This window comes from Metabacillus litoralis (genome assembly GCF_003667825.1).
GTDB classification, from domain to species: domain Bacteria; phylum Bacillota; class Bacilli; order Bacillales; family Bacillaceae; genus Metabacillus; species Metabacillus litoralis_B.
Genome location: NZ_CP033043.1, coordinates 3,023,668 through 3,039,276 on the forward strand (window position 1 = coordinate 3,023,668; position 15,609 = coordinate 3,039,276).

Sequence of the window (15,609 nt, forward strand, 5' to 3'; positions counted from 1 at the left end):
AAATTAAAGGGCAAGCCTCTTTTTTAAAACTGTCTATTTTACAGGGTCCATTTTAGGATAAAGGTGACCTCTTTTTCGGCTAATACTCAGGCGCACATAATGAGTACGCTTGAACCAAAGCATCTATTTATTCGCTTTTATTCGTTTCACCTTTTAAAAGGTGAAAATCTTTAATAGGCATTGTAATAATTTTTCCACCTATTTGAACATGAACTGTATCTTGAAAAATAGCTTTCACAATTCCTTTTAGAGATATTGTTGAATCAACAGAAATTGGATTTTTCATATTTGCTTCCATTTATTACACACCTTTCTACTATAATATTAGTTTTTTAATATTGGATAGGTTTGTGTGAAACGAATTTTACATGTGTTTCAACAAAGTGAAATAATAAGTAAAACAAAATATAATACCATCTCTAATAGTGAGATTTATTATATTCACAATTATAACCCTTTAGAACAAAAAAGTCTTATAGGAACTCTTGGGCTCTTAGTACATTTTTTTATAAATTAAAATTAGGCTTTTCCATACGCAACTATTCTGTTTTCATTCCGTCATATGTAGTAATACGGAAACGTTTTTCGTGTTAGATATCATTACTGGGAGGAAAACATCATGAAAAAACATAAGCATAATCTCATTAAAGTAGCTATATTAACTTTAGGAATAAGCGGAGTGTTTGGAGCTAGTTCAGCTGGTGCTTCAACAACATATGAAATACAAAAAGGTGATACTTTATATAGCCTTGCCAAAAAACATGAACTAACAGTTGCACAATTAAAACAACTAAACAACCTTTCTTCTTCAACGATCTACCTGGGAGACAAACTAACAATTCCCACAACCATTACAATAAAAAAAGGTGATACCTTATATAGCCTCTCCAAAAAATATAACACCTCTGTTTCACAATTGAAATTCATTAACCACCTTACATCAAACACCATTATTGTCGGAAAAAAACTTGTTATCCCTACAAATATTACTGTAAAAGCAGGTGATACGCTTTATAGCATTGCTAAGAATTACGGTTTAACTGTTAGTGAGTTGAAGTCCATTAATTACTTAACTTCTAACTGGATTAGAGTTGGTCAAACACTTAATGTTGCATATGCTAAAAAGACTGCAGACTCATCAAAAAGTTATGATGCGTCTAAGAAGGAAGTGAATGTCTCACTAACAAAAGGATTTACATTTGACGAAGAAGAGCCACGGAAATTCATCTTACAATCTACTAGTGAAGAAGAATATTTTTCTAGATTAGAGGTTTTAGATAGCAAAGTAAACTTAGAAGAAATTAAGGCTAATTCAATGATGTACTTAAACGGAAATGAAGTAACTGAGTATGATCCAAAAGCCACTTCACATCCTTTTTATCATGACGCTTTGCTTTATTTACATGGATATAACAAGAATATCCAAACAACAATTGTTGTAAAAGAGATTGACGGGGTATTCATAAGATTCACCATTCACTACCTAAATAAAGAAGAATCTGAAGCAATTATGCCTAAAATGATCAAGATCCTACAAACCACATCAGTTAAATAATGATCCCCTGTTTCTCTTAGCAAATAAATTTCCTATAAATTTATGAACCATCTATTGACTATAATAAAAAAATATTTTACTATTATATCAAGTAAATAAAAACGTTCTCCTAAAGGGGAGTAGCTTTTACAACAAAGTCGTCATTACAGAGTTTCGAACTCTCGGCTTCGTTGGCAACCTTTTCGTTGTTAGCAAGACCTTTACTGTTAAGTAAAGGTCTTTATGTGTTTTTTAAAGACCTTTACCATCTACGGTAAAGGTCTTTTTATTTGACTACCTATAGGAAACGTAAAAAAGGAGATTACCATAATGGTAAAAAAAGTATCAATGGAAGATTTGATTAGAAAAAACAAAGAAGAACTTCTTAAAGATAAAACGCAAATGGATAGAATTGAGAAACGCATTGATCAAAAGTATTTATCACAAAGCAAACAAATAGGAGGAGATAAATAATGTTATTGAGGAAATATATGTCACTTTTAGGTGTAGGGTCTGCGATAATTGATCTTATCTTACCTAAGGAAACGTATAAACGTGGAGAACTTATCAATGGTTACTTTCATGTTAAAGGTGGAACTATTGAACAGCAATTAAGAAGAATTGATAGTGATCTAGTATTAATTGATTCTACGACAAAAACTGAAAAAGTGATTGATACTGCGACTATCTTATCAACAAAGCTTCTCCGATCAGAAGAAGCTAACAAAATTTCATTTACATTTAAGTTGCCAGAAAATATTCCTGTATCTAGTGAGCATATTTCTTATCGATTTAAAACAAGACTTACTTTTAATGAAGGTGTAGAAAGTAAAGATCAAGATATAATACAGATAATATCATAAGATTGATAAGCAGAAAGGAAGCTTAAATGTTCAAAATTATAAAACGAATAAAATTCATCTTTACTTTTTGGAGATTTCTCCCTTTTTTAAAAGAGTTCTTTTTATCTAAACAGGTTGAAACGACTAAAAAAGTAACCGGTCTGTTATTCATCGCAGCCTACGCACTATTTCCATTCGACCTAATTCCTGACTTCCTCTCTGTTTTAGGAATTGTTGACGATGTTGTGATCGCAACATTCGTTTTAGAACGATTAATTAAGATGGCACCTGAATCACTTAAGGAGAAATACAATTTGTAAATATTTACCCACTTGTTCGGATAGAATCTAAAACTAAGCGTTACTGGATGATTATTGCTTATTCTAAGATTGTTTGTATGAACAAATTTTATAACAATAGTGCAATGGAGCGGAAGACACTTGACTCCTGCGGGAGGTAGAGGAAAGGCCAAGACCCCGCAGGCAAAGCCGAGGAGGCTTGGCTTCCTCCCCGCGGAAAGCAAGTGACTGCAGCGTAATGGAACGAACTATTTCTCAGGCATCTTAAATCCTTATAAAAAATTAAAGCCTACACAACTACTGTGTAGGCTTCATTTTTATTCCTGTATTTGCTTTACTTTCTTCCTTTTAATCACAGTATAAAAAGCCGGAACAAAAAGCAATGTGAAAATGGTTGAAAAGAAAATACCAGAAATAATTGAAATGGCTAGTGGAGTAAATAATACATCTCCACTAAATGCAATTGGTAATAAAGCACCCATAGATGTTACTGCTGTTAAAACTACAGGTCTTAATCTCGCTTCACCTGATTCAACAACAGCCTCCAGTAAAGTAGCACCTTCTTGAAGTCTTTGCTCCATAAACTCAATAAACACCGTTGCATTTCTAACAACTATTCCTGCTAAGGAGACAATTCCCATCATCGCCATAAAGCCTAAGCCTGTTTGAGTAAGGAATAAACCTATGACAGCTCCTGAAATTGCTAGATAAACAGAACTCATAATCAGCAACGGAATTCTAAGTGAGTTGAATTGAACAACCATTAAAATATAAATAAGAAACACAACGATAATAAATAGCTTTCCTACTTCCACAAAAAAATCTGAACGAGCCGAAGACTCTCCACCTACAGAAACATTAATTGAATCTGACGTATATTGTTCCGCTAACGTCTTAATTTCAGATTCTACATCTGATTTTTTGTCGTCAGCTGGATATGTTCGAATGGTGATGGTTCTTTCTCCGTTACTATGTGGAACAGATTGAATTTCTTGACCTTCCTCTACCGTTAAAAGCTCAGATAATGCTACAAAATCAGGTGGTCCTTGCTGTGAAGTCGTTTTGGAAGGTAATTTTATTTCCTCTAGGTTTATATCACCTTCATCACCATCACCTGAAATCTTTATAGTGAAATCACGGCTTGTTGTCCCATCATCATAACTACCCATTGGAACTCCGTCTGTTATTAATCTAATCTGTTGGCTAATCTCATTAGATGTAATTCCATGGTCTTGCATTTTAGTCCGGATTGGTTCGTAAATAATAGATGGACGTGGTTGACCAACATCATCAATGACTGCTCCACTTCCATCAATCTTTGAGATTTCCGCTTTCATTTCTGTAACAGTATCTGTAAGTTCTTTGATATCACTACCCGATACAGTAATAGCAATTGGTGCGCCAACAGGTGGACCTGCCTCAATTGTCGCCATTGAAATGATTGCTTCTGGGTACCTCTTTCTTAAAGAATCCTGCCATCTATCGATCGTTTCGGCTGCTGATTGTGATTCTTTATCGACTCTAAGGACAATTTGCCCATTATTTTCACCTGGATTAGAAATAACACTTCCAAACATCCCTGGTTCACCAGTACCGGCAAATATTGTACTTTCATAAATCGCTGAATCTTCTTCTTTCATATACTCTTGCATTTCTTTTAGAAAATCTTCTGTTTGTTCTATCGTTTTTTCCGGTGGCAATGTAACAGTAACTGTTACTTCTTCACGATCTGCACTAGGGAAAAACACAACCGGAATAAATGGAACTAATCCATAAACGAATGTACAAAACACTAATACGGTTAATCCAATTCTCATCGGATATTTGACAACCTTCTTTAAGATTTTGTTGCTATAAAAAGCTGCAAGACCTTCTAGTGGTTTTCCTAATAAACCATCTTTTTGCTTTTTAACAGTTGCTTTCTTAACTAAGCGCTTCTGATTCCACATTAAAAAGATCGGCACGAGTGTTAAAGCGATAATCGTTGATCCAATGATCGTTGTAATTAAAACAGAAGGTAACGCGCGTATAAATGCTCCATTTGATCCCCCAATAAAGGTTAATGGCATGAAAGTGAAAACGATCGCTAAGGTAGAAGTGATAACAGAAACTCTCACCTCTTTCGTTCCCTGTAGAGCTCCTTGTAAAGGACCATCACCTAGTTTATATCTTCTTCTTATGTTGTCGTTAACAACAATGGCATCATCAACAAGAATTCCTAGTGCAATAATCATTCCAATAATCGATATTTGATTTAAATCAACATTCATATATGGCAATGGTATTAATCCAAGTGCAATTGAAGCAGGGATTGCAATGGCAACAAGAAAAGCCGAACTAACATTTAACCCTAAAAGAGTTACTAGCACAACCACTGCAATCGAAATGAGAAAAGAAAGACCTAAATCCTTGAAAATTTTCCCGACAATCGTATTTTGAGTGTAATAAGTGTCCAAAGTAATATTTTCTGGCAAATCACTCGCAAGTTTTTTTACCTTTTCATCAACCGTTTCGTGAAGAGAAGGAATGTCCACTCCCTCTCCCTGTAGAATCGTCATTGAAACAGCTGGTGTGTCATTATAGTTAACGATTTTAGGTTTTTCTGAAGGAACTAATTTAAGTTCACCTATATCACCTATCAAAATGTCGTTACCTTTTTCATCTACCTTTAAAAAGATCTTTTCTACCTCTTCAACCGTCTTCATATGCTCCAACAACAATTGCTTGTTTTCACCATTTATTTCTTTACTGCCTAATGGCGTAATCTCAAGTTCATTATTTATGGAGTTGATGACATCAGGGAAGTTAAGGGAATAATCACTCAGCTTATCTTGATCTAGGGTTAACATATATTCATCTTCGACAATCCCTTTAAATGATACCTTTCGAACTCCTTCTATTTTTTCCAATTCTTTCTGCCATCCAAGTAGTAATTCTCTTTGGTTCTGTAGTAGTTCTCTGTCCTCACTTAGTAAATGATAAGAAGAAAGAGTACCTGTTTGAATATCCGAATTAACTTCTGACTTCAACACATTTTCAGGGAATGTTTGACTAGTGTCTGATACAGCCTGCCTTACTTGTGATAATACCTGATTACGATCTTTATTATCTGATAATTCAAGAACAATATTGGATACTCCCGCTCCGGAAACAGATGAAAGTTCTGCTATCCCTTTCATACCTTCGAGTTCCTCTTCTAAAGGATTCGTAACCATTCTTTCAACAAGTTCTGGCTCAGCACCAGGATAGATTGTTGTGATTGTAGCCACATTTACTGATATTTCAGGAATTTCGCGCTTTGGCAGCTGCAAGGCTGTTAGTGCTCCTACTAGTATAAAAAGCACGATAAAAGTAAGGGTAACTTTTGGTCTCTTAATTAATGAATTGAACATTCGTAATCTCCTTCTTTTTTAAAATATCAACCATTTTATGACCCATGGGTACTTAAATATTACAATAAGTCCTTTTAAATAAATATTTATACTAATCCCTACTGACCAACGGGTACTGAAAAGACAGAGTAAGGAACGATTATGAATTGTTCCTTTGACATCCTTTTAAAAAAAGATCTACTACAAATAAGACAGTCTTAAGTAACATTGAATAATCAAATTCTTTGTTAAAAAAGATATCTCTTTTATAGTTTTCAAGCATACCAATAAACGCTTTTGCATGGTCGCTTGCATTAGTAATGTTTTCTTTTGCCATAACTGATGTAACATACTGATGATAATTATCTAAGAAATCATGTAAAGATTGAATCATCTTAGGATTATTAGTATATGCCTGCAAATATTTATTTGGAGTATGCTTATCTCTATAAAATACAGCAAGTTGTTCCTCTGCAATGCAAATCAGTTTTTCTTTAAAAGAAGAAAAAGCATTTACCTTTGCTTCAAGCATATCCAAATACCTCTGAAAATTTCTTTCATGTGTTTCTATATATAATTCATCCTTTGATGAAAAATACAAATAAATTGTACCTTTTGACACTCCTGCTTTCTCAGCAATATCCAGCATCTTTGTATCATAAAATCCCTTTTTACCGAATATTTGCATAGCAGCATCTACTATTTTATCTTTCTGATCTTGCCCACGTGTCAAAACTTACCCTCCATTCAGAACCGGTTGGTCATTATTAATATATAAGGTCTTTTGAAAATCGTCAATTTTGAATGTGCTTTTTATTTCCGTCAATTTTTTCAACTAAAAAATCAAAAAGATAAGCCCACTAGTGCTTACCTTTTCAGATATTATTATCTCCCTCTCACCTATACCATCATGCTAAAAATCAAAAATTTCCTTTTTTGCATATTATACATGTGCTGCATTTCTTGTTTTATAGTCAATAAGTTTTCCATTTTCAATATAGACGCTATTTCTGCCAGTGCGCTTGGAGGCATAAAGTGCTTTATCAGCTAAGTTCAGTGCATCGGTTATCATATTTTCTTCAATCACCTTCGTGACCCCAAAGCTTGCTGTAATATGTATGGTTTCATTTTTTATAACAAGTGGTTCATTTTCAATGCTTTTTCTCATCATGTCTGCATACTCTCCAGCTTCTTCCAATGTCATAGAAGGTAAACATAACACAAATTCTTCTCCACCATAACGTCCAAATAAATCATTAGGCTGCAACAATTGCTTACAAATACGTACAACGTGACGAATTGCTTCGTCTCCTATATGATGTCCATAAGTGTCGTTAATTTGTTTGAAATGGTCAATATCAAACAGAATTAAAACAACTGTTTGGTCCTTGTTTCTCATTTCTTTTACTAATTTTATGCTTTCTTCAAGAAACGCAGATCGATTTAATATGTTTGTTAATTGATCAATATATGCCAGACGCTCCAACCTTTTCTGTAATCGTCGTTGCTCTGTAACATCTAGAATAACGATTGTATTTCCTACAACATCTCCACTTCTTTTTTTAATCGGAGAAGAACGTAATTGATAATACTGATTTCTCTCATGCCATTCTAGTTCAAATTCTGACTCGTAGTCCTTCGAATCTAATAAATGAAACGGAAATGCTGAAGAATCATGGTTGCCTTCCCATAATAAATCCATTTTCTTTCCTACCATAGAATCATCTAGCTTATTTATCAAACTCGTAGCTGCATAATTAAAATCAATAATTCGCTTAGATTGATCCAATACAACTACACCATCTCGCATACTATCAAAAATAAGACCTCTTGCAATGGGTGCTAAATCAAATAAATTAGTAGATGAAAATGCCCAAATATATAACGCTGCTGTAACACTTAACACAACCGGTACTGGGTCAATACTAAAAGGAACAAGTCCAATTAGGTAAAGAAATGAAGCGATCATAGGTAGATATAAGCCAAGGAGCATGACTAATGTTTGTTTCCAATATGTAGACTTAGTTTGCTTCCAATAATGAAGTAATAAAATACCTCCGACTAGTAAACAAGCAAATGTGTAACTACCATGCACGATATACCAAGGTCCTAAAACAAACCCCAATAATGGTGCAATCCCTTGTTTGAGATAAATGGTTTGATAAAAAAGGTGATGAAATTGATTTGTCAGAACAATTAGTGTTGTTAAGACTGGAATACTAAAAGCAGTTATTACATTCTTTTTGGTCATATATTTTTCTGCACCAATATACTGAGTAACTAAAAGCAAGCTTAGAGGTGCAATATATGGAAGTCCTAAATACTGAAAGTAGGTCCAGAAAACAATCATTGACAGGCTTTGACTAGATAGCTCAAAAGCATGTCCAAATGTATAAATAGAAGAGAACAAAGAGATCAGAATAAACATCGTACTTCCAAGAAAGTTTTTTCTTCGAATAAAAGCAAATACTCCTATGAATAAACTTAACACTCCAGATACTGCCAAAAACACAATATAGATAAAGATTTGAGAATTCATGTGATTTACACTCCACCATATGCTGTTTACTAGTTAAATGTTACCATATAATGCTTAAAAATGGATAATAATATCTTTAAATTTCCTTTCAATTATCAATAGGATAGGACCTTTTCTTCACTATCCACTTTTAAAGCAAAATAACAGTTAATTAGAAGAACTAGGCTTTTGATTGTCTTTTACATTCTTCCAGATTGAATACATAGGCCCTTTTGAAATGACTTCTGCTAGATGCGTAGCCATGTAGTCCGTGGAGTAATGCATATTTTCTTTCACCCACCATTTTGTGACACCAATATAGGCAGAGCTTATGAAATTTAATAGAAAATCAGATGGAATCTCCAATGATTCTACATTCTCAACAATATCATGAAATTTCTGTTGGAATTTATGGTAAATATGTTTTTCAATTTTTACAGTAAATTCTTGTACTCCATTAGGACCAAACATAACCTGATAAAAATCTCGATTTTTCTCTATGTTATCAAACACTCTTTTTAATGTAATTTGAAATCTGTCCAGATCCACTCTTCCATTTTGAATATGATAATCTGGGTTTATTTCATCCATTAATTCCTGTAAATAGGTATTGCTTACCTGCTCTAGCAAATCGTATTTGTCTTGATAGTGTAAATAAAATGTGGCTCTATTTATAAGTGCTTCATCCGCAATGTCTTGAATAGTAATGCTTTCAAAACCTTTTTCCTGAATGAGTTTTAATAAAGCTTCTTTTATTAACTTTTTTGTTCGTAAAACACGAAGGTCCGTTTTCTTCCCCATCTTCCTCTCTCCTTATATATAAACTTTGTAATTTAATTAACTATTTCCTTAAGTATGTTGTATAAAAAACAAATACACTTTTATTGATCATTGAATTAATCAGGATATTTTTTATAATTGCATTATACTCGACATTTTGTCAATTAATTAACAGTATGTCTATAAAGGAGGACAATTCCCGATGTTTCGAACTTACTTTACAAACAAATTACTTTGGATTGGTTTAGGACTTATATCCCTTTTAGCGTGTATCTTCACCTTTGCTTTTATGGGTTCTACAGTAAACCCTATTCCAAAAGAACTGCCAATTGGAATTGTGTTAGAGGATAATGGTGTACAACTACCAAATGGAGAAGAACTTAATTTAGGTAAGAAATTTGGTGAACAAATTAAAAATAATGAAACATCTTCTGTTGAATGGATCTCATTTGAAACAGAAAAAGATGCACTAGAGGGAATGAAGAACAAAGAAGTATATGGAATGTTAATCCTACCAAAGGATTTGTCTAAAAATGTTTATTCATTGTTAACAAATACACCTACAAAGCCGGATATCAATATTTATATAAATGAAGGTATGAACATGACCGGAGCAAATGTGGCATCTCAAATTACAACTGGCGTGATTAGTCAGTTTAGTCAGCAAGTTCAGGATCAATTGTTCAATACAATTGATGAAATAAAAGCACCTATAAGTTCTGATCTTGCCAAATCACTTGCAAACCCAATATCAGTTACGACAGAGAAGATTAATCCTATAGGGGAAAATTCAGCAAATGGAAATACACCTGCATTATTTACTCAATTACTCTGGTTAACAACTTTTTTCAGTTCAATGATTCTCTTTACAATTGTTAATAAAGTTACGGGAGGAAAATGGAGTCTTACTTCGATCAGTAGTCAATTGCTTTCGGGGGCTTTATTTGTTACTAGTATCTCAATTATTATATTGCTTCTAACTGAAAAATTGTTAAATGTATCAATACCTAATAGTAACGATATGTTACTTTTAATGATCTTTACTGGTTTATGCTTTTTCTTCATACAAAATGCTTTACTAAATTGGGTAGGTTATCTAGCTGCTCCACTTATTATTTTGTTATTTTTCTTTTCAATGCCTGTACTAACAATGGCACCGGAAATGCTTCCAAGTATAACACGCGATTGGTTATATTCTTGGGTTCCATTCCGCTTTAGTGTAGAAGCATTTAGGGATTTCTTATTTTTCAAGAAGGAGATTTTTGAAGAAGGGATAGGTATGCTTGGAATCATTGGTTTAAGCTCATTACTTGTAATGGTATTAGCTATCTTAAAGCCTAAGAAAACAAAAGGTATAACTGAAAAGAAACGGAAGACTGTTGTTGTCTAATTTTTAAAAGCCACATTCTAATTAAGAATGTGGCTTTATCCATTTATTATTTTGTAAATGCTTCTGTTAATACAGGAACAATTTGCTTTTTACGAGAAACAACACCTTTAAGAGTAGCTTGGTTGTTGTCCAATGTAACGTTAAATGCTTGTTCAACTTTGCTTGTTTCATTACCGATTGCAACTGCTACAGAATCATTTGTTAAAATGTCTGTAACAACGAATAGGAATAAATCTAAGCCTTTTTCAGAAACAACGCTTGAAAGAGCTGCTTCAATTTCAGCTTTATGAACAAGAACATCATTTGTATCAACAGCATTAACTTGTGCGATTTCTACTTTGCTAGAACCCATTTGGAATTCTTTTGCATCAAGTGAAATTAATTGCTCAACAGATTTATCACTTAAATCTGCTCCAGCTTTTAACATGTCTAATCCGTAAGTGTTTGCATCAACACCTGCAATCTCAGCTAATTCTTTAGCAGCATCAATATCCTCTTGAGTGCAAGTTGGTGATTTAAATAATAAAGAGTCAGAAATAATCGCTGAAAGCATTAATCCTGCTGTTTCTTTTTCAATTGCAACACCATTCTCTTTGTAAAGCTTGTTAAGAATTGTTGCCGTACACCCTACCGGCTCAGCACGATAGTACAAAGGATCACTTGTTTCAAAATTTGCAATACGGTGATGGTCGATAACCTCAAGTACGCGAACTGAATCAATATCATCAGCACTTTGTTGACGCTCATTGTGGTCAACTAAAATAACTCCACTTGCTTCACCTGCTACTTTTTCAACAAGACGTGGAGCTTCTTTTTTAAAGTAGTCAAGTGCATATTGAGTTTCCCCGCTTACTTCACCTAAACGAATAGGCTCAGCATTTTGACCAATTTTATTTTTTAATTCAGCATACGCAATGGCAGAACAGATTGTATCTGTATCTGGATTTTTGTGACCAAAAACAAGTACTTTTTCCATAATGAACTCCTTTACACATTAAAATATACTCTATCATATCATAATTACTATGGATTATTTAACCATGAATTATGAAAAAAATATTGATTTCATCAAAAATGTTACAGCATTCCAATCTTTGTCAAAGCTTCCTTCCATTCTCTTATTACTTCTCCCACTATTTCTCTAGCAGTTTGATCGTTTTTAAGAAGTCTTGTGGCTTGACCGGACCATAATGACATAAAGTCTGGATTATTCTGCTCTGCTGCCACTTTACGGATACCTGATGTTATTGTATTTTGACTTGGAAATGGTAGAGGAGAAACACCTGAATTTTCAAATGCCATTATATATTCATTTTTTATTCCTCTTGCCGGCCTTCCAGAAAAGCTTTTTGTGATCACTGTGCTCTCTTCGGTGCTAGCATGTAATGCATTTTTATAAGCAGGATGAATCCCTGATTCTTTACAAGATAAAAATTGAGTGCCCATTTGAATTCCTTGTGCCCCTAGCACCATAGCAGCAAGCATTCCACGCCCATCCATGATTCCACCTGCTGCTATTACTGGTATGTTCACAGAATCCACTACCTGAGGGATAAGTGAGAATGTTCCTATATTTGCTCCGTTTGGGTGTTCCTCTATATTAAACGTACTTCTATGCCCTCCTGCATCGCTGCCTTGAGCAACGATAATATCCACTCCATTTTCTTCTGCAAGAATGGCCTCATTAACCGTTGTCACCATTGAAATAATTTTTATATGCTTACTTTTTAATTTTTCAACTTTATCCGGAGAAAGTAAACCAAAAGCGGTACTAATAATCGGTACTTCTTCTTCAAGCAAGACTTGAAATTGTTCCTCAAAAAGATCAACTGTTCTTAACTCCTCAACGTTTTGTATGACCCCTAGCTTTTCTCGAAACACCTCCAAAATAGAATCTACTTCTTTTAAATTAGTAAAGTCATCTCTCATTGAAGTACAAAATAGATTAACAGCAAATGGTTTGTTTGTTTCTTCTTTTATCTTTCTAATACTTTTTCTTATATCCTCAGGCTTCATATAAGCAGCCCCTAATGTACCAAGTGCACCTGCTTCTGAAACATTTGCTACTAATTCCACTGTTGTAGCACCACCTGCCATACCTGCCTGTATAAGTGGAAACTCAATACCTATTAGTTCACAAAGGCGTTTGCTCATTGTCTTCCCTCCTAAATATGTACGAACTGTACTAACTTCTATCTTCTAGTTTTCTTTCTTTTTTCCTTGTTAATTTATTCCTATAAACAATAAAAGAGACTGACCAGAATCAGTCAATCTCTTTTGAACCTTATTTAACAGTTGCTTCAATAGTAGGATTAATGTGACTTGATGCCATATCAGCTTCTTCTTCTGTTTCAACATATCCATTAGGATCGAATTCGTTTTCAGATTTTGATACAACAACTGTTGCTACCCCGTTACCAATTAAGTTTGTAATAGCACGTGCTTCTGACATGAAGCGATCAACACCTAATAATAATGCCATTCCTTCAACAGGAATCATAGGGAACGCAGCTAATGTAGCAGCTAAAGTAATAAATCCTGAACCAGTTACTCCGGCTGCTCCTTTAGATGTTAGCATTAATACACCTAATAAAGTGGCAAGCTGCCAGAAAGATAAATCAATGCCATATGCTTGAGCAATAAAAATGGCAGCCATTGATAGGTAAATAGAGGTACCATCTAAGTTAAACGAATAGCCAGTTGGAACAACAAGACCAACAACTGACTTTGAACAACCATATTTCTCAAGCTTTTGCATCATTTTTGGTAAAGCAGATTCTGATGAAGATGTTCCTAATACAAGTAAAATTTCTTCTTTAATATATTTAATAAAGCTAAAAATATTAAACTTGTAGAATTTTGCTATACCACCTAAAACTAGAATAATAAAGAAAAACATTGTGATATAAACAGATCCCATTAGTTTCCCTAAAGATACAAGAGAGCCAATTCCAAAGTTACCAATTGTATACGCCATTGCACCAAATGCTGCAATAGGTGACATTTTCATAATCATATTTACAATAGCGAAGAAAATATCTGTTAGTTTTTCAAATAAGGAAATGACAGGTTTTACTTTTTCCCCTAAAGATGCTGTCGCAATTCCAAACAAAACGGCAAAGAATAAGATTGGGAGTAATTCTCCACCAGCTAAAGCAGCAACAGCATTATCCGGTACAATTCCCATCACGAAATCCATAAATCCATGACTAGCTTCCGCAGCTTGATCTGTATATTGAGAAACATCTGCTCCTTTTGCTCCATCTGTATTAAAGCCACTACCAGGTTGAATCAATGTAACAACTAAAATACCAATTGCTAATGCAAATGTTGTAACAATTTCAAAATATAGTAATGCTTTTCCACCAATTCTACCAACCTTCTTTAAATCCCCCATACTACCGATTCCGATAACAATCGTAAAGAAGATAATGGGAGCAATCACCATTTTAATCAGCTTAATAAAAATATCAGCTAAGACCTTTAATTGCGCTCCAAATTCTGGAAAGATAAATCCTATCGTAATACCAAAAATAATACCAATAATAACTTGGACTGTAAGATTTTTAAAATTTATTTTCATCGATCATTCACCCTTTCTTGTTAACGCTTTCAATACCTGACTCCATATTATCGGATAATTAAGAATTTTAATATTTAAGGTGATAATGATCTTTTTGGTCTTTTTGGTCTTTTTTTAAGTTTTGAAAATCATAGCCGGTAAATCTTAGTTACTCTTGGAACATAAAAAAAAGACACTACAAAGGTGTCTCTAATTCCTCAATTCTCGCACTTATATGATTCTTTATTAACTCGTCAGTTATACCTTGTTGATAGGTTTTATAGACTGGCAGTAGTTTTTCTACCCATTCAGCTCTCTCCTCACTAGTAAGGACGTGTATATCAATGGTCGATTCATCCTTCATTAGTTTTAGCTGCTCTTTGTTCATTTTAACTGATTCATCTAACATCCATTCTGTTGTTTCTTTCATAGCTGATATTAAGCTTTCTTGTATATCCTTTGGTAAGCTATTCCAGAAATTTTGATTCATCAAAACAACATAGCCTAAAAATCCATGATTACTTATCGTCATATTTGTTTGAAATTCATATAAACGTCGTGAATAAATGTTAGAAATTGTATTCTCCTGACCGTCAAACTTGTCCTGCTCAAGTGACGTATATAATTGGTCGAAAGGTATAGAAATTGGCCGTGCTCCTAATTGCTGAAATTGTTCTTCGATAATTGAACTAGGCATTGTTCTAAAGCGTTGTCCCTGAAAATCATCAGGTACTTGTAGAGCATGTACATTACTTGTCATTTGCTTAAAACCATTGCTCCATAATGCCATCCCTTTTATATTTTCTTTCGTATGTAAAGTGAGGAAACGTTCACTAATCTTTCCTGAAAGAATCTCTTCTATATCTTCATCGTTTTCAAAGAGAAACGGTAAGTCAAATAGCCCCCATTCTGGTGCCAATTTTGTCATTTTCGATAATGACGGAGCAATCATTTGAACATCGTTGTTTTTTAGTGCCTCTAATTCTTGTTCGTCTGTATATAAAGCCCCATTAGGTACGACTTCTACTTTTACAATCCCATTCGTTTTTTCTGCTGCCAGTTGTGCAAACCTTTGAGCCGCCAGCCCTTTTGGTGTATTTTCAGCAACAACATGACTAAATTTTATGACGATTTGCTCAGAAAGACCTTCTTGTTCATCATCATAGCTTACATCATGATCTGCATTCTGGAAGGGATAGAAAAAAAGCGAAAAAATAAGACCAAGTACAACTAAACAAGATCCAATCAAATATTTCATATCCTATTCTTTCCCCCCTATCTCTCACACATTGTAACATGCTATAAAATTCCAT

14 protein-coding genes are annotated in these 15,609 nt (G+C 33.9%); 5 read left to right on the top strand and 9 right to left on the bottom strand.

Annotation, left to right across the window (positions count from 1 at the left end):
• Positions 1-127: 127 nt before the first annotated feature.
• A complete protein-coding gene (locus tag D9842_RS25955) occupies positions 128-298 on the bottom strand; it encodes a hypothetical protein (protein WP_162987447.1) in 171 nt (56 codons plus the stop codon).
• Positions 299-619: 321 nt separating this feature from the next.
• Here D9842_RS25955 and D9842_RS15095 point away from each other — a divergent pair, with 321 nt between their 5' ends.
• The 4 genes from D9842_RS15095 to D9842_RS15110 all read left to right on the top strand — a co-directional run bounded on the left by D9842_RS15095 (position 620) and on the right by D9842_RS15110 (position 2,696).
• Complete coding sequence (locus tag D9842_RS15095; RefSeq protein ID WP_121663212.1) at positions 620-1,555, top strand: LysM peptidoglycan-binding domain-containing protein; 936 nt, start codon at positions 620-622, stop codon at positions 1,553-1,555.
• A gap of 309 nt (positions 1,556-1,864) precedes the next feature.
• The gene (locus D9842_RS15100) at positions 1,865-2,008 is read left to right on the top strand and encodes an FbpB family small basic protein (protein ID WP_121663213.1); all 144 of its coding nucleotides are present in this window, start codon (positions 1,865-1,867) and stop codon (positions 2,006-2,008) included.
• Positions 2,008-2,397 (top strand): sporulation protein, encoded by a 390-nt coding sequence (locus D9842_RS15105; RefSeq protein WP_121663214.1) that lies wholly within the window; start codon positions 2,008-2,010, stop codon positions 2,395-2,397. Before D9842_RS15100 ends, D9842_RS15105 begins: the two co-directional genes overlap by 1 nt.
• Before the next feature lie 26 nt (positions 2,398-2,423).
• Entirely contained in the window at positions 2,424-2,696 is a 273-nt protein-coding gene (locus D9842_RS15110) for a YkvA family protein (RefSeq protein ID WP_121663215.1), read from the top strand.
• Positions 2,697-2,992: 296 nt separating this feature from the next.
• Here the strand turns inward: D9842_RS15110 and D9842_RS15115 are convergent, their stop codons facing one another.
• From D9842_RS15115 to D9842_RS15130, 4 genes are all read right to left on the bottom strand, one after another.
• Positions 2,993-6,067: an efflux RND transporter permease subunit gene (locus D9842_RS15115; RefSeq protein ID WP_121663216.1), complete on the bottom strand. Its 3,075-nt coding sequence runs from the start codon at positions 6,065-6,067 to the stop codon at positions 2,993-2,995.
• A gap of 139 nt (positions 6,068-6,206) precedes the next feature.
• Positions 6,207-6,779, bottom strand: coding sequence for a TetR/AcrR family transcriptional regulator (locus tag D9842_RS15120; RefSeq protein ID WP_121663217.1), 573 nt, complete (start codon positions 6,777-6,779; stop codon positions 6,207-6,209).
• Positions 6,780-6,989: 210 nt separating this feature from the next.
• On the bottom strand, positions 6,990-8,585 hold the full coding sequence (locus D9842_RS15125; protein WP_121663218.1) for a histidine kinase N-terminal 7TM domain-containing diguanylate cyclase: 1,596 nt from the start codon (positions 8,583-8,585) through the stop codon (positions 6,990-6,992).
• Between the two features lie 147 nt (positions 8,586-8,732).
• Positions 8,733-9,365, bottom strand: coding sequence for a TetR/AcrR family transcriptional regulator (locus D9842_RS15130; protein ID WP_121663219.1), 633 nt, complete (start codon positions 9,363-9,365; stop codon positions 8,733-8,735).
• Positions 9,366-9,546: 181 nt separating this feature from the next.
• Here D9842_RS15130 and D9842_RS15135 point away from each other — a divergent pair, with 181 nt between their 5' ends.
• Positions 9,547-10,734 (top strand): YhgE/Pip domain-containing protein, encoded by a 1,188-nt coding sequence (locus D9842_RS15135; protein ID WP_121663220.1) that lies wholly within the window; start codon positions 9,547-9,549, stop codon positions 10,732-10,734.
• Positions 10,735-10,780: 46 nt separating this feature from the next.
• On the opposite strand, the gene D9842_RS15140 is transcribed toward D9842_RS15135, so the two are convergent.
• The 4 genes from D9842_RS15140 to D9842_RS15155 all read right to left on the bottom strand — a co-directional run bounded on the left by D9842_RS15140 (position 10,781) and on the right by D9842_RS15155 (position 15,554).
• Positions 10,781-11,710 carry a manganese-dependent inorganic pyrophosphatase gene (locus D9842_RS15140; RefSeq protein ID WP_121663221.1) on the bottom strand — a complete coding sequence of 310 codons (930 nt, stop codon included), beginning with the start codon at positions 11,708-11,710 and terminating at the stop codon, positions 10,781-10,783.
• Between the two features lie 101 nt (positions 11,711-11,811).
• Complete coding sequence (locus D9842_RS15145; protein WP_121663222.1) at positions 11,812-12,888, bottom strand: NAD(P)H-dependent flavin oxidoreductase; 1,077 nt, start codon at positions 12,886-12,888, stop codon at positions 11,812-11,814.
• A gap of 130 nt (positions 12,889-13,018) precedes the next feature.
• Positions 13,019-14,317 carry a dicarboxylate/amino acid:cation symporter gene (locus D9842_RS15150; protein ID WP_121663223.1) on the bottom strand — a complete coding sequence of 433 codons (1,299 nt, stop codon included), beginning with the start codon at positions 14,315-14,317 and terminating at the stop codon, positions 13,019-13,021.
• Positions 14,318-14,492: 175 nt separating this feature from the next.
• The gene (locus tag D9842_RS15155) at positions 14,493-15,554 is read right to left on the bottom strand and encodes a DctP family TRAP transporter solute-binding subunit (RefSeq protein WP_121663224.1); all 1,062 of its coding nucleotides are present in this window, start codon (positions 15,552-15,554) and stop codon (positions 14,493-14,495) included.
• Between the last annotated feature and the right edge of the window lie 55 nt (positions 15,555-15,609).

Coding starts and splice junctions, on each gene's coding strand:
- D9842_RS25955 (WP_162987447.1), bottom strand. CDS start 298: ATGGAAGCAAATATGAAAAATCCAATTTCTGTTGATTCAACAATATCT.
- D9842_RS15095 (WP_121663212.1), top strand. CDS start 620: ATGAAAAAACATAAGCATAATCTCATTAAAGTAGCTATATTAACTTTA.
- D9842_RS15100 (WP_121663213.1), top strand. CDS start 1,865: ATGGTAAAAAAAGTATCAATGGAAGATTTGATTAGAAAAAACAAAGAA.
- D9842_RS15105 (WP_121663214.1), top strand. CDS start 2,008: ATGTTATTGAGGAAATATATGTCACTTTTAGGTGTAGGGTCTGCGATA.
- D9842_RS15110 (WP_121663215.1), top strand. CDS start 2,424: ATGTTCAAAATTATAAAACGAATAAAATTCATCTTTACTTTTTGGAGA.
- D9842_RS15115 (WP_121663216.1), bottom strand. CDS start 6,067: ATGTTCAATTCATTAATTAAGAGACCAAAAGTTACCCTTACTTTTATC.
- D9842_RS15125 (WP_121663218.1), bottom strand. CDS start 8,585: ATGAATTCTCAAATCTTTATCTATATTGTGTTTTTGGCAGTATCTGGA.
- D9842_RS15130 (WP_121663219.1), bottom strand. CDS start 9,365: ATGGGGAAGAAAACGGACCTTCGTGTTTTACGAACAAAAAAGTTAATA.
- D9842_RS15135 (WP_121663220.1), top strand. CDS start 9,547: ATGTTTCGAACTTACTTTACAAACAAATTACTTTGGATTGGTTTAGGA.
- D9842_RS15140 (WP_121663221.1), bottom strand. CDS start 11,710: ATGGAAAAAGTACTTGTTTTTGGTCACAAAAATCCAGATACAGATACA.
- D9842_RS15145 (WP_121663222.1), bottom strand. CDS start 12,888: ATGAGCAAACGCCTTTGTGAACTAATAGGTATTGAGTTTCCACTTATA.
- D9842_RS15150 (WP_121663223.1), bottom strand. CDS start 14,317: ATGAAAATAAATTTTAAAAATCTTACAGTCCAAGTTATTATTGGTATT.
- D9842_RS15155 (WP_121663224.1), bottom strand. CDS start 15,554: ATGAAATATTTGATTGGATCTTGTTTAGTTGTACTTGGTCTTATTTTT.